This is a genomic window from Lysobacter sp. 05T417 (genome assembly GCF_056396405.1).
This window is the reverse complement of record NZ_JBFTLK010000004.1, coordinates 43012-57803: the sequence shown is the minus strand read 5'-3', so window position 1 is coordinate 57803 and position 14792 is coordinate 43012. Positions and strand designations below refer to the sequence as shown.

The 14792-nt window shown below is 68.0% G+C and carries 10 protein-coding genes; 7 read left to right on the top strand and 3 right to left on the bottom strand.

What is annotated here, in order from left to right; all coding sequences use genetic code 11:
• Positions 1-27: 27 nt before the first annotated feature.
• Together AC1DER_RS08120 and AC1DER_RS08115 are read left to right on the top strand one after the other, a co-directional pair.
• On the top strand, positions 28-882 hold the full coding sequence (locus AC1DER_RS08120) for a thiol:disulfide interchange protein DsbA/DsbL (RefSeq protein ID WP_477357845.1): 855 nt from the start codon (positions 28-30) through the stop codon (positions 880-882).
• A 35-nt stretch (positions 883-917) separates the two neighbouring features.
• Positions 918-1691 (top strand): endonuclease/exonuclease/phosphatase family protein, encoded by a 774-nt coding sequence (locus AC1DER_RS08115; protein WP_441816386.1) that lies wholly within the window; start codon positions 918-920, stop codon positions 1689-1691.
• 84 nt (positions 1692-1775) lie between these two features.
• Here the strand turns inward: AC1DER_RS08115 and AC1DER_RS08110 are convergent, their stop codons facing one another.
• Together AC1DER_RS08110 and AC1DER_RS08105 are read right to left on the bottom strand one after the other, a co-directional pair.
• Entirely contained in the window at positions 1776-4679 is a 2904-nt protein-coding gene (locus AC1DER_RS08110) for a TonB-dependent receptor (protein WP_477247211.1), read from the bottom strand.
• Positions 4680-5094: 415 nt separating this feature from the next.
• A complete protein-coding gene (locus tag AC1DER_RS08105; RefSeq protein ID WP_477357842.1) occupies positions 5095-6597 on the bottom strand; it encodes an ArnT family glycosyltransferase in 1503 nt (500 codons plus the stop codon).
• A gap of 68 nt (positions 6598-6665) precedes the next feature.
• Here AC1DER_RS08105 and AC1DER_RS08100 point away from each other — a divergent pair, with 68 nt between their 5' ends.
• The 5 genes from AC1DER_RS08100 (at position 6666) to AC1DER_RS08080 (ending at position 13871) form a co-directional block, all read left to right on the top strand.
• A complete protein-coding gene (locus AC1DER_RS08100) occupies positions 6666-7628 on the top strand; it encodes a phosphatase PAP2 family protein (protein ID WP_477247214.1) in 963 nt (320 codons plus the stop codon).
• A complete protein-coding gene (locus AC1DER_RS08095) occupies positions 7628-9007 on the top strand; it encodes a TolC family protein (RefSeq protein WP_477247216.1) in 1380 nt (459 codons plus the stop codon). The genes AC1DER_RS08100 and AC1DER_RS08095 overlap by 1 nt, the downstream gene beginning before the upstream one ends.
• Positions 9004-10074, top strand: a complete 1071-nt coding sequence (locus tag AC1DER_RS08090) for an efflux RND transporter periplasmic adaptor subunit (RefSeq protein ID WP_477247218.1) — start codon at positions 9004-9006, stop codon at positions 10072-10074. The genes AC1DER_RS08095 and AC1DER_RS08090 overlap by 4 nt, the downstream gene beginning before the upstream one ends.
• A complete protein-coding gene (locus AC1DER_RS08085) occupies positions 10074-13118 on the top strand; it encodes an efflux RND transporter permease subunit (protein WP_477247220.1) in 3045 nt (1014 codons plus the stop codon). The genes AC1DER_RS08090 and AC1DER_RS08085 overlap by 1 nt, the downstream gene beginning before the upstream one ends.
• An 81-nt stretch (positions 13119-13199) precedes the next feature.
• Positions 13200-13871 carry a phosphatase PAP2 family protein gene (locus AC1DER_RS08080; protein WP_477247222.1) on the top strand — a complete coding sequence of 224 codons (672 nt, stop codon included), beginning with the start codon at positions 13200-13202 and terminating at the stop codon, positions 13869-13871.
• A 13-nt stretch (positions 13872-13884) separates the two neighbouring features.
• Here the strand turns inward: AC1DER_RS08080 and AC1DER_RS08075 are convergent, their stop codons facing one another.
• Positions 13885-14685 (bottom strand): sulfite exporter TauE/SafE family protein, encoded by an 801-nt coding sequence (locus tag AC1DER_RS08075; RefSeq protein WP_477247224.1) that lies wholly within the window; start codon positions 14683-14685, stop codon positions 13885-13887.
• Positions 14686-14792 lie beyond the last annotated feature (107 nt).

Sequence of the window (14792 nt, the reverse complement as noted above, 5' to 3'; positions counted from 1 at the left end):
CATCGCCATCTGCGGAGAACTCGATCCATGACCTCGCGCCTGCCCCACCTCGCCCTGGTTCTGACCGGCCTGCTTGCGCTGTCCGCCTGCTCCAAGCAGGCACCGGCCCCGGCCGACACCGCCGCACCGGCGACCGCCACCGCACCGGCCGAAACGGTTCCGGCGGCCCCGGCCGAGCCGGCACCCCCGGCAGCGCCCGCCTCGACCGCACCGGACGGGTCCAGCCCGGCCGAGACCCCGGCAGCAGCGGCAACCGCAGCCCCGGTCGCGGCAACCGCGCCGCAGGGCCCGGCGCCGGTCGCCGGCACGGACTACATCGAGATCGCCGGCGGCCAGCCGTATGAGCCCACCAACGGCAAGATCGAAGTGGTGGAAGTGTTCGGCTACACCTGCCCGCATTGCGCGCACTTCGAACCGCTGGTCGAGGCCTGGAAGGCCAAGCAGCCGGCCGACGTGAAGTTCGTCCCGCTGGCCGCGCCGTTCGGCGGTTACTGGATGCCGTACGCCAAGGCGTACTACACCGCGCAGGCGATGGGCGTGCTCGCCAAGACCCACGAGGCGATGTTCAACGCCATCCACGTCGACCACACGCTGCCGGTGCAGCCGCTGCCGACCGATGCGCAGATCGCCGGCTTCTACGCCAAGTACGGCGTCGACGCCAAGCAGTTCGAAAGCACCATGAGCAGCTTCGCGGTCGATGCCAAGCTCAAGCGCGCCGGCAGCTTCATCTCCCGCAGCGGCGTCGACTCCACGCCCTCGCTGGTGATCAACGGCAAGTACAAGGTTGTCGGCAAGAGCTTCGAAGACAGCCTGCGCATCACCGACCACCTCGTCGCCGCGGAACGCGCCAAGTCCGCCGCACCGGCACCGGCCGGCGGCTGATCGCCGCGACGCTGCACTGACGGTCCTGGCACCCGATGACCCCGCCTGAGATGGAAACGCGCCGGCTGCGCCTGCTGAGCGCCAACATCCAGGCGGGATCGAGCACGCGCGGCTACCACGACTATGTCGCGCGCAGCTGGTCGCACGTGTTGCCGGCCGGCAACAAGCGCGGCAGCCTCGACACGATCGCGCAGCTGGCCGGCGAACACGACATCGTCGGCCTCAACGAAAGCGATCCCGGCAGCCTGCGCTCGGGCTTCACCAACCAGACCCATTACCTCGCCCAGCGCGGTGGCTTCGACTACTGGAGCCACCAGCCCAACCGCCGCGTCGGCGGCGTCGCCTCCAGTGCCAACGGGCTGCTGAGCCGGCTGGAACCGCGCGAGGTCATCGATCATCCACTGCCCGGCCGCATCTCCGGCCGCGGCGTGCTGCTGGCCCGCTACGGCGAGGGCGACGACGCCCTGCTGATCGCGGTGGCGCACCTCTCGCTGGGCGCGACCTCGCGGGCAGCGCAGCTGGGCTTCATCTCCGAGCTGCTGCACGACCACCCGCACGCCGTGCTGATGGGCGACTTCAACTGCTCGATCGACCGCCCCGAGATGCAGGCCCTGTTCCGCAACACGCGCCTGCAGCCACCCGAGGGCGACGTGCCGACGTTTCCGAGTTGGCGCCCGCAGCGCGCGATCGACCACATCCTGGTCGGCGACGGCCTGCGCACCTCGAACGCGCGTGCAATGCCGGCGGCGCAATCGGACCATCTCGCGCTGTCCGTGCAACTCGACGTGCCCAGCAGCGCACTGCGCTGACCCGGGCGCAGAAAAGAAAACGGCCGGTGCAAGCACCGGCCGTTCCTGTTTCGAGCGCTTGCGGTCACGCAGTCATGACAGTCATCAGAAGCGATAGTCCGCGCTGACGTACCAGAACGCACCCGGCAGGTCATACGTACCGGCGTCGTAACCGTTCAGCGAGCAGGTCAGGCACACCGGCGGATCCTTGCCGAAAATGTTGTTCACGCCAACCGTCAACTTCAGGCCTTCGGTGAACGCATTGCCCCAGTTGAACTGCGCATCGTTGTAGGTCGTCGAACCCAGTTCGTTGAACTCGGCGCCACCCAGGCAACCCGGCGCACCGCCGACCGGCACGTTGCCGCAATCCTCCTTGACCGACGCGATGTAACGCAGCGTCCAGCCCGCGTTGAAGTCGCCCTTCGTCCAGCCCAGCTGCACGTTGGTCTGCCATTCCGGGATCGCGCTGTTGTCGACCTCGATGCCAACCTCGCGCTGCGAACGGTTGCCGTCGACGTCGATGGCCTCGTAGTCATTGACGTAGGTCGACTGCATCGACGCGTTCAGACGGCCCCAGCTCCATTCCGGACCGGCCCAGTTGGCCTTGATGTCCACACCATCGGTCTTGATCGAACCCAGGTTGTCGAGGAAGTTGTTGGGCGGGTTGAGATTGCCACCGGCGCCACGGCTGAACGCCGTGCAGTTGACGGTGTTGACGCCGCCTTCGCGCAGGCAGGTCTCCAGCAGCGCCTGCAGATCGCGCGCCTGGATCGCGTCCTTGATCTCGACGTTGTAGTAGCCCACCTCGAAATCGAGGCGATCGGACCACGACTGGCCGGCGCCCCAGCTCGGTGCATACACCACGCCGAAGGTCCAGTTGTCGGAGGTCTCCGGCTGCAGATCCGGGTTGCCACCGGTGAAGGTGGTGATCTGGGTGTTGGCCTGGACGAAGTTCGGCGGCGCGCCCTGCGCCGCGCAACCGGCAGCCAGATCAGGCGATTGCGGACCCGGGCGACCGGTCGAACCGCAAGGATCGACCAGCGTCGCGCCGAACTGGGTCAGGCCATACAGCTCGCCCAGGTTCGGAGCGCGGAAGCCGGTCGAATAGGTACCGCGGACGACGATGTCCTCGATCGGCTGCCAGCGGAAGCCGAGCTTGCCGGTGGTTTCGTTGCCGAAGGTGGAGTAGTCGGAGTAGCGGACCGCGGCGCTGATATCCAGCGACGACAGCACCGGGAAGCTGAACTCGGTGTAGACCTCGTCCACTTCATACGACGACGACACCGGCGCGGCGAACGAGTCCTGCGATTCGCCGGTCTGGCGCAGCGGATCGGGGTTGAAGTCGCCGCGGTAGCGACGATGCTCCACGCCCGCGGCAAAACCGGCGGTGCGGTCGCCGATGTCGAACAGGTCGCCGGTGATGTTGCCCTGGAACAGGTCCAGCACCTGCTTGCTCGAATCGATCTGGCGGGTACGGATGTAATCGATCTGGTCCTGCGTCATCGGACGGCCCTGGCCGCCGAACAGATCGAGCGGCGTGCAGCCGGCGACCAGCGCGCAGATCGCCGGATCGCCCAGCGCGAGCTTCATCTTGGCCACGTTGTAGCCGTTGAGGAACTCCTGCGTGGCCTTGTTCTCGGAGTGGGCGTAGTTGACGTCCCAGCCGAGGGTGCGATCACCCATGCCGAAGGTGCCGTCGAGGCCGATGTTGAAGTAGGTGGTGTCCACATCCTGGTTGAAGATGCGCGGACCGACTTCGATCGGACGACGCGTCACCACCAGCAGGTTCGAAGCCGCGTCCAGCGTGTAGCCGAACGGATTGAACGGGTTGTCCTGGTGGATGCTGATCGTGTCGGCGATGCCGCCGGTGCCGGCGCCGGGACCGACGAAGATCGGCTCGGGCGCGGCCTGGTTGGTCGAGGTGCGGTTGTTGTACAGGCCCTTGACGTGCAGGCGGACTTCATCGCTCAGGTCGTAGGTGGCGCTGGCGAAGATCGACTTGCGCTTGCTCGGCGTGAGCAGGAAGTTGTACGGCGCGAAGTTGAAGCGGTCCGAGCCGTCGAACTGGTTGTAGGTGCCGCCGTTGGGGTTGTTCGGGTCGAACACCGGCGTGGTGGTGCCGTTGTTGAGCGTGATGTCGTACCAGTTCGCGGTATCTCCATCGCAACCGCCGACCGCGGTGGTGGCAAAGGCCGGGTTGCAGAAGAAGAAGCGACCCTGCGGGATGCCCGAGCTGCCGCCTTCGACACCGACGCCCGGCGTCGGGAAGGCCGATTGCTGCCAGCTGCCCGAGCTGATTTCCTGCTGCTCGAAGTAGCTGGCAGTGAAGATGCCCGACCAGCGTTCGCCGCTGCCGCCGATCGTCAGGCTGGCTTCGGTGGTCTCGCCGCCGTCGTCGTACTGGCCGTAGTAGGCATGCACTTCGGCGCCGTCGAACTTGCGGCGGGTGATGATGTTGACCACGCCGGCGATGGCGTCGGAGCCGTAGATCGCCGAGGCGCCGTCTTCCAGCACTTCGATGCGCTCGACGATCGCCAGCGGGATGGTGTTGAGGTCGGCGCTGCCGCTGACACCGGAGGCGGAGGATTCATTGACCCAACGCACGCCGTCGACGAGCACCAGGGTGCGCTGCGAGCCGAGGTTGCGCAGGTCGACCTGGGCCGAGCCGGCGCCGATGCCGCCGCCGTCCGGCGGATAGCCGAAGTTGCCGGAGGAGTTGAACTTGGCGTTGAGCGCCTTGCCGCTCGAGCTGAGCTGCTGCAGCAGGTCGCCCACGCTCTGCAGGCCGGTGGCTTCGATCTTGGTGCGGTCGAGCACGTAGACCGGCTGGGCGGTGACCACATTGGTCTGCTTGATGCGGCTGCCGGTGACGGTGACCGTGTCCAGGGTGGTGGCCGAGCCGGGCTGTGCAGGCGTCTGCGCGGTTTGCGCCGCGGCGAGCCCGGGCAGGCTCAGCAGCAGCGACAGCTGTATGGCTTTCGTCAGGGTCTGACGGCGTAGTGCTTTCATCGCGACTCTCTCCAAAAAAGAAAAAAATCTGGCTGAACAGCTGGACGCGCCCTCCCCCCTCCGGGCGGCGTCCCAGAGTTGTAAACAATTCGTAAAGCCGCCACAAGCGGCAAAGAGTCAGCGTCACTTTCGGCACAGTGGGCCTTGGACCCGATCCCCGCGGTCCGATCCGACCCTGTCCGGCCAGCAAACGCAGCCCGCAGCAGCATGCAAGCAGTTGAATACACTGCAGTTCTTTTGAAGATGGAGTGCCGCCAAGCGTTCGAACGCGACCCACACCGACTGCCGTTCAAGGCCGCCCCGGGGCCGTCAGGCCAATGTATGGACAGTGATCAGGCCTCGATTGCCCCGGCCTATGGTCGAGGGCGACAGCTCGGCGCCCCTTTTTCGCCTGATCGTCGCGATTCGGCGCGGATCAACGGCTTTCCGTGGGTGCTGCGGCTTCCGCCGGTTGCCGGTTCGCAGGCAGATTCACCTCGAAGATCACCCTGCCCCGGTACGACGCGCCGAACTGCCTGGACGAATAGCCATAGCCGGCGATCCGGCGCTGCAGTTCAGGCCACAGTTCCTGCCTGGCCACATAGACCAGCCCGGACTCCTCGCCGGCCTCCTCGAGTTCGCGGATCAGCGGCTCGTCGTACTTCGGGTTGAATCGAGATTGCGGCAGCGGCGCCAGCGACAGCGACTCGATCTGCGTGCCCAGATACAGATGCAGGCCGTAGCGGGGCGAGTCCTCGACGAACACGACCTCTGAAATCGGCGTGCTGACGCGGGACCGGATCGCGTCTGCCCAGGCCGACTCGTCCTGGCGCGAGGGCACCTGCGCGGCCACCGCCCGCAACAACACCATCAGCACCAGCCAGGCCAGCAGCCACGCCAGTCGCAGAATCTGCCGCTGTTCGTGCTGGCGCTGTGCGGCAATGGCCAGCGCCAGCGGTACGAAGACGGGCAGCAGGTACAGCGGCAGTCGCGATCGGGCAATGCAGAAGGCCAGCAACGGCAGCAGCAGCCACAGCGCGACGAAGAGGCCGCGCGCCTGCGCCTGCCGCGCCATCCGCGTGCTCCATGCACGCAACTGCGACGGCAACTGCCATGCCCAGCGCCCTGCCGGAGCCAGCCAGGGCAGCGCGCCCACGGCCAGGGTCGGCACGTACACGACCGCCCAGCCATACCACTGGCCGTTTCGCCGGAAGCGGTCGCTGCTGACGCGATCCACCACCTCCGCGCCGAGGAAGTAGCCGAGCAACCCTTGATGGCGCAGCGACACCGCGATGAACCACGGCAGCACCAGCGCCAGGAAAATCAGGACACCGGCAGCGTGCGCCAGCCACTTCCGCCGCTGCCCGGAAGGCGCCAGCCACTGCAAGGCCATGATCGGGGCCAGCGGAAGCAGCGCCGGCGGCCCCTTGGTCATGAACGCAAGCGCGAATGCCGCCCACATCAGCAGCACCCATCGCGTGCCCGGCGTTCCGAAGCGGTGCTCAACGAATGCATACACCGCCAGCGTCTGCGCCGCGGTCATCGGAAAGTCGGTGGTGACCAGTTGTCCGGCGCAGTAAGGCAGGATCATCGTCGCGTAGATCAGCGCCGCCTCTGCTTCCGCGCCCGGCGCAAGCCGCCGCGCGCAACGCCATGCCAGTGCGATGCAAAGCAGGTACGCCAGCGCACTGGGCAATCGCGCCGCGAACTCGTTGCGACCGAACACCGACACGCTAGCCGCGACCAGCCAGTAGGTGACCGGCGGCTTGGACCAGTGCCCGGTGTCCTCGTTGCGCATCGGATCGAGCCAGTTGCCGCTGTCGAGCATGGTCAGCGCGACATTGGTGTAGCGGCCTTCGTCCGGATCCCAGAGACCTCGTGAGCCGAGGAACGCGAACGCCAGCACGAGCGCGAGGATCGCGATCCATGCATTCGACAATTTCCCTGCGGACACTGTCATCGCTGTCATCGCTGCCTCGAGCCGGAGCCTGGTCGTGGACGTGGACGTTGAGCGCCGCCGATCATCCAACGCTGCGCACGCGCACGCAATCGAAATTGCACGGGGCAAATGCCAGCGCGCACGAACGCGAATGGCGCTCGCACGCTTCCGACACCATTACGACATCGCGCCGCAGAGGATGGCTCGCGTATCGGTGGCGTGAGCCATGCCCAATGCCTTCCAGTGCAGAGCTAAGCAACAGCGGCCGGCTCGGTCTGCCTCGCGTCGCAATGGGTCGCTCACGCTTCCTGGCCATGCACCTGCTATGGCCTTTGCTCGTGTTCGTCGCCGTGGCGGTCGCGATGCTTGCGCTCGGGATCGACCAGAAGCTAGCCCGTGTGCTCTACGCGTGGGAAGGCAATGCGTGGGCGCTGAAGGATTCCTTCATCGCCGAGACCGTGATCCACACCGGTGGGCGCCTGCTCAGCGTGCTGGCGTGGCTGTGCGTGCTGGTGCTGTGGATCGTCACGCTGTTGCGCGCACCACTTGCGTTGCTGCGCAGGCCGCTTGCGTACCTGCTGATGGCGACCGCAGTGGCCGCCGCCACCGTGGCGTGGATGAAGACCTGGACGAACATGGATTGCCCCTGGAACGTGATCGGCCTTGGCGGCCTGCAGCACTACCACAGCCTGTTCGGCCCACGCATCGCCGGCCACCAGGGCGCGTGCTTTCCGGCCGCGCATGCCAGCGCCGGATACTGCTGGTTGTCGCTGTACTTTTTCTTCCTGACGACGCATCCGCGGCTGCGCTGGCTCGGCCTTGCCACCGCCCTTGGTTTCGGCCTGCTGTTCGGCACCACTCAACAGCTTCGTGGCGCCCACTTCCTCTCGCATGACCTGTGGTCGGCCGCCGTGTGCTGGATCTGCGTGCTGGCGGTATACCTGGGGATGCGGATGGACCGCCCGTCGCGCGCGCATCGCGCCGCAGTAGACAAGGCAGCGAGGCCACCATCGCCTGCGCGACCGGATTGATGCGCCCGACCATTCGCCTCGCGCTGCAGACCCCCGCGCTGCCGGCGCTCGCGCTGCTCGCCCTCGCGATGCTGGCCGCGCTGCCCGGTTGCGCCACCTATCGAGCGGCACCGTTGCCGTCGCCAGAGGCGATCCTGGCGCGCGGCGTACCGGACGTCTCCACACCTGCGGTCACCCATCCGCGCCTGCCGCCGCACGAGATCGACTTGGACCGTCCGTTGAGCGACCTCGATGTGGCGCGGCTGGCACTGCTCGCCAGCCCGGACCTGGTGGCGCTGCGGGCGCAGGCCGGCGTCGCCGATGCGCAGTTGTTCGCCGCGGGGCTGGTGCCCGATCCACAGCTGTCACTTGCAGTCGATCGCCCGACCAGTGGGCCCGACGTGACGACCGCGCTGGCTGCCGGCCTGGCGTTCGACCTGGCCTCGCTGTTCACCCGCCATCTGCAGGTTGCCGGGCAGCAGCACGCCACCGGGCAGGTGCACTTGGACGTCGCCTGGAACGAGTGGCTCGCGCTCAACCACGTCCGCATCCTCGCGCGCAGGATCGCTTCGCTGGAACAGCAGGCGGCCATCGCCGCGCAGGCGCGCGACGCCGCGATGGCGCTGTACCGCCTGAATCGCGACAGCATGCGGCGCGGCGATGCGCGCCTGGACGATGTCAGCGTCTACCAGGTCGGCTTCATCGACGCGCAGACGCGCACGCTCGAGCTCGAACGGCAGGCGCTCGCGGCACGTCATGAACTCAATGCCGCCCTTGGCGTGCCAGCGGACAGTCGCTTTGCCCTGGCGACCTTGCCGCCGCCTCGCCCTGTGCTGGCGACTGACGTGGCCACGCTTGCCAACGACGCCGCTCACCAGCGCCTGGACGTGCTGGCGCTGCAGGAGGGTTACGCCGCGGCAGAGCTGGGATTGCACCTGCAAACTCGCCGTGCACTGCCGTTACCGCAGCTGAGCATCAACCGCGCGCGCGACACCGGCGACGTGTGGACGACCGGGCTTGGCGTGGATTTCAGCTTGCCCCTGTGGAACCGCAATCGCGGCGGGATCTCGGTGGCCGGCGCCACGCGCACACAGCTGGCCGACGAGTACGTCGCCCGGTTGCTGCAGATGCGCTCGGATCTTGCCGCCCAGCTCGACGATCTCAGGCAGCTCGATGCCCAGCAGCATGCGCTGGCCGCCGAGCTGCCGACGCTGCAACAGGCTGCCGACGTGCTCGCCCAGGCCAGTGCGAAGGGCGATGTCGCAGTGACGGCCTACGAAACGGTGCGCTCGGCCTTGCTCGACAAGCGGCTCGCCTTGATGGCGCTTGAACAGGCCCGCTCGGAAGGCGAAGTCGCGCTCGAAACCGCCGCCGGACGATTGTTATGGGATGCGCAATGATTCGCCTGAAACTTCTCCTCCCGGTGCTGCTGTCGCTGCTTCTCGCGGCGTGCCATGACGGCGCCCCGGGCGCCGATGCCGCCGATGATGCAGGCCCTGCCGGCACGGCCCGGGTGCAGGTGGAAGTCGCCGCCATCCGGCCGATGCACCGCACGCTCACGGCCTACGGCACGGTCGCCTTCGCGCCGCAGTCGCAGCAGATCGTGACGACCGGCGCGCAGGTTGCGATCGAAGAGGTGATGGTCGTGGCCGGCCAGGACGTCCATGCCGGCCAGCCATTGCTGCGGGTACGCGCGACGCCCGATTCGGTACTCGAATGGGAACGTGCGCGGGCCGACCAGGACGCTGCGGCGCGCGAGCTGCAGCGCGTCGAGCGCATGTTCGCCCAGCACCTGGCCACCAATGCCGACATGGCCACTGCGCGCCAGGGCGCACTCAATGCCCAGGCCGCCTGGAAGGACGCCGTCGCCCGCGGTGCTGCCCCGGGCGCGCACCTGATCACCGCGCCGCGCGAGCTGGCAGTGACGACGGTGGATGTGAACCGCGGCGACATCGCCGCGGCCGGCGCCGCGCTCGTGCACCTTGGCAACAGCGCCGACCTGGAGGTGCGCCTGGGCGTGGAACCGGCCGACCTGGCCCAGATCGCACTGGGCCAACCGGTGACGCTGCATCCCAGCTACGCGCCCGACACCGGCGTTGCCGGCAACATCATGCGGATCCTGCGCCAGGTCGATCCGCAGTCGCGCCTGAGCCAGGCGCTGGTGCGCGTGCCGCCAACGCAGGACCTGCTGCCCGGCACCACGGTGCGCGCCGAGATCGACACCACCCGTCCCCGCGCCGTGCTCAGCCTGCCGCGATCGGCGGTGCTGCTGGACGCCGGCACGCCGCACGTTTTTCTCGTGCGCGCAGCGGCCGCGCACAAGGTCAACGTGGCCGTCGACGATGACGATGGCGAGCGGGTCGCGGTCACCTCCGGCGTCAAGGCTGGCGACGTCGTGGTGGTGCAGGGCAATTACGAACTCCAGGACGGCATGAAGGTCGTCGTCGAGACGCCAGGACATCGCTGATGTCGCGCTGGCTCTGGAACCATCGCGGATCGGTGTTGCTGGCCTTTGTGCTATTGGCGGCGCTGGGCGCGCTGAGCATCCGCCTGATCCCGGTCGGCCTGTTTCCGCTGGCCAGCTTCCCGCGCATCGTCGTCGCCGTCGATGCCGGCGACCGTCCCGTCGACCGCATGGTGGTGGAGGTGACGCGACCACTGGAACAGGCGCTGCGCGCCGTTCCCAACGTCACCCGCATCCGCTCCACCAGCAGCCGGGGCGAGGCCGACATCTCGCTCTCGTTCGACTGGAACACCAACATGATGGTGGCCCTGCTGCAGGCCGACGCCGTGGTCGCGCGCATGGTCGCCGCGCTGCCGGCCGGCAGCAGTTTCACCATCCGGCGCATGGACCCGACCGTGTTTCCGGTGCTCGGCTTCAGCGTCACCTCGCCGCACCGCGCGCTGACCGAGCTGCGCGACCTGGCCAACTTCAAGCTCGCCCCGGCGCTGTCGTCGGTATCGGGCGTGGCCCAGGTGGAAGTGCTCGGCGGGCGCGAAGCCGAGTACCAGGTGCTGCTCGACCCTGTGCGCCTGCAGTCGCTGGGGCTCTCGCCGGTGGACGTCGCGCAGGCGCTGAGCGCGGCCAACGTCGTCACCGCGGTTGGCAGGCTCGAGGATCGCTACCGCCTCTACCTGGCCCTGTCGGACACGCGCCTGCGCAGCATCGAGGACATCCGCCGCACGGTCCTGCGCAGCAGTGCCGATGGCGTGATCGAACTGGAGGACGTCGGCGACGTGCGCCTGGGGGAGATGCCCGAATGGACGCGCGTCAATGCCGATGGCACCGATGCGGTCCTGATCAACGTCATGCAGCAGCGCGGCGCCAGCACGGTGGCGTTGTCGGGCGACGTACACGCGCAGTTGCAGCGCCTGCTGCCATCGTTCCCGCGTGACGTCCGCATTGTTCCCTACTACGACCAGTCCGAGCTGGTGGTCGCCTCGGCCGGTGGCGTGGTCGAGGCCATCGCCGCCGGCGCGGTGCTGGCTGGCGCGATCCTGATGCTGTTCCTGCGCAACTGGCGCATGACCCTGGTAGTAAGCCTGGTGCTGCCGGTCGTGCTGCTGATCACCTGCGCGTTGCTGCTGGCGTTCGGCCAGAGCTTCAACATCATGACGCTTGGCGGCATGGCCGCCGCCGTGGGCCTGGTGGTGGACGACGCGGTGGTGATGATCGAGCACATGGCGCGGCGGCTGTTCGAGGACCGCGACCGCACCGGCCCGCCACCGGTGCTGGACTACGCCGCGCAGATGCTGCGGCCGCTGGCGGGCTCGTCGGCGGCCACGATGACCGTGTTCCTGCCGCTGGCCTTCCTCGGCGGCGTCGCCGGCGCCTTCTTCCGCCCGTTGGCGCTGACGATGGCCTCGACCCTGGCCGTTTCCTTCGTCGTCTCGTTGCTGGTGGTGCCACTGCTGACCCGCGCCCTGCTGCGGCCGAGCGACGCGGCCACGCTCGAACACCCTGGCCCGTGGCAGCGCCAGCTGCAATCTCGCGGCGTCGACGCCGTCGAACGCGCCATGCAGCGGCCAGTGCGTCTGATCGTGCCGGTGCTGGTCCTGGTCCTGGTCGGCGTCGTGGCGTTCCTGCGGATCGGCAGCGGATTCATGCCGCGAATGGACGAAGGGGGTTTCATACTCGACTACCGCGCCGCGCCAGGCACTTCGCTCAGCGAAACCGACCGGTTGATGCGCCAGGTCGAATCGATCGTGCGTTCGCTGCCGGAGGTTGAAAGCTACTCGCGTCGTACCGGCCTGCAACTGGGCGGTGGCCTGACCGAAGCCAACGAGGGCGACATGTTCATCAAGCTCAAGTCCGGGCCACGTCGCGGCATCGACGACGTGATGAGCGAGCTGCGGCAGCGGGTCGAGAGCGAAGTCCCGGGCCTGCAGATCGAGACGGCGCAGTTGATGGAGGACGTGATCGGCGATCTCATCGCCACGCCGCAACCGATCGAGATCAAACTGTTCGGCGCCGACAACGGACGCCTGCGCAAGGACGCAGACACCGTCGCCGACGCCATCGCGCGCATCCCCGGCGTGGTGGAGGTCCTCAACGGCACCCGCATTGCCGGTGACGCGATAGACATCCGCGTCGATCGCGTCCGTTCCTCGCTCGAAGGCCTGGCCCCGGACGACGCCACCGCACAGATTGAACAGCTGCTCGCCGGCACGGTCACCAGCCAGATCCAGGCCGGCGAGAAGATGATCGGGATCCGCGTCTGGTCGCCCGAGGACATCCGCAGCCGCGTCGAACAGGTATCCCATCTGCAGCTGCGCTCACCCGATGGCCATTACCTGCCGGTCTCGCGCGTGGCCGCGATCAGTGTCGTATCCGGCCAGGCGCAGGAAGACCGCGAAGATCTGCGCGGGATAGTCGCCGTCACCGCGCGACTGGAAGGCCGCGACCTCGGCTCGGCGATGCGCGATGTCCGCCAGCGCGTGGCCTCGATCAAGCTCGCTCCAGGCGTCGGCGTCGCCTACGGCGGCCTGTACGAGGAGCAGCGGCAGTCGTTCCGGCAGCTGGTCGTCGTCTTCGTTTCCGCGCTGCTGCTGGTCGCCACGTTGCTGATGTTCCTCTACGAGCGGGCGAGCGTCGTGATGGCGATCGTGCTGACGGTGCTGGCAACGTTGCCGGGTGTGTTCGCCGGACTGTGGCTGACCGGCAGTGAGCTCAACCTGTCGTCGATGATCGGCATGACGATGGTGCTGGGCATCGCAACGGAGGTCGCGATCTTCTTCTTCGCCGAGCTCGATACCACGCGCCGCATCACGCCCGCCGACCTGCACCGCGCCGCGGCCATGCGCCTGCGACCGATCCTGATGACCTCCTCGATCGCGATCCTGGCGCTGCTGCCGCTGGCGTTCGGACTGGGCTCGTCGGAGATGCAGCGCCCGCTGGCGATCACCATCATCTGCGGCCTGCTCGTTGCGGTGCCGGCGGTGCTGCTGCTGATGCCGGCTACCTTCCTGCTGCTCGACCGTATGCTCGAGCGCTCACCTCGACCGGACTGACAGCTCCTACCTTTTTGCGACAGCTGCAGGAAGAGCATCCACCCTCGCGACACGCTGGCGCCTTTGACGGAGATCGGGCGGATGACCAGGTTCGGCACGAAGGTGCATGCGGTGCTGTCGTCAGGTGATCGCCGCGCCATTCACGCGACGATGATCCTTGCCGTCGTGCTCGTACCGGCGCCGGCGCTCGCCGGCGGGCCGCTGCTGATCGACCACATGGTCACCTACGACGACTCCGGCATCTGGGACCGCAAGTACCAGCAGGCGCTTGCGGTCGGCGCGGCGGTGACGGTCGTCGGTGGTGCGTTCCTCGTCGACGGCGACACCCGCATGGGCAGGACCTTCGACCAGACCATGGATTCGATCGTGCTGACGGCGATCACGACGACGGCGATGAAGTACATGTTCTCGCGCGAACGGCCAAGGGAGAACTCCGACCCCGGCGATTTCTTCGACGGCGCCCCGCACCAGAGCTTCCCCAGTGGCGAGGTCGCCGAGATCAGCGCGGTCGTGACGCCCTTCATCATTGAATACCACCACGACCATCCCAGCGTGTACCTGCTGGCGCTGCTCCCGGCCTACGACGCGGTTGCCCGGGTCAAGGTGCATGGGCACTGGCAGAGCGACGTACTCGTCGGCGCGGCCGTCGGAGTCGGCTTCGGCATCTACGCGCATGGCCGCCAGACCCCGCTGATCATGGGCCTGCTGCCCGACGGCAGCGGCCCGATGGTCACCTACAGCAAGAAGTTCTAGGCGCGGGCAGCGCTCAGCCGCCGAGCAGCAGGCTGGTTCCCACCAGCGCGAGGAAGGCGGCGAACACCCGCTTGAGGGTGTCGCCGTTGAGGCGATGCGCCAAGCGCGTGCCGTACGGCGCGGCCAGCACCGAAGCGGCGGCCACGCCGATCGCGGCGGGCAGGTAGACGTAGCCGATCGCGTGCGCGGGCAACGCACCGGGCGGCGCATGCAGCGCATAGCCGACCGCGCTGGCAAGACCGATCGCGACGCCGCAAGCGGACGACGTGCCGACCGCACGCACGGGCGCGACGCCACGCCAGACCAGCAGCGGCACCGTCATGCTACCGCCACCGATGCCCACCACCGCCGACACGGCGCCGATGCCGAGCCCGGCCGCCGACATCGTTGCGCCGGTCGGCGCCGGCACATCGCCGCTGCCGTTGCCGCGGGCTCGTCCGAACGTGAGCTGCGCGGCGGCGAGGAAGCAGTAGCCGGCGACGACCCAGCGCAGCACGCTGTCGTCGATGCGCACGGCCAGGCCACTGCCGATCCAGCCGCCGAGCAGCAGGCCCGGCACCATCCACGCCACCGTCGGCCACAACACGCTGCCGCGCGCTGCATGCGCGCGCGCCGATGCGGCCGCGGTCAGGACGATGCTCGCCAGCGAGCTGGCCAGCGCGGCATGCATGGCGGCCTCTTTCGGAACGCCCATTCCAGGCAGCAACCATGCCAGTGCCGCCACCAGCACCAGACCGCCGCCAACGCCGAGCAATCCAGCGAGAACACCGGCGACGCAGCCGAGCGAAAGGAAGATGAACAATGCCGTGATCATGTGACTCCCTGGAATTCCGGTGCGCCGAAGCGATCTGCAACAACAACACAGCCTGACTGCATCGCGCGCGACGGCCACGGACGCTTCACAACGCTGGGCTATAGTCC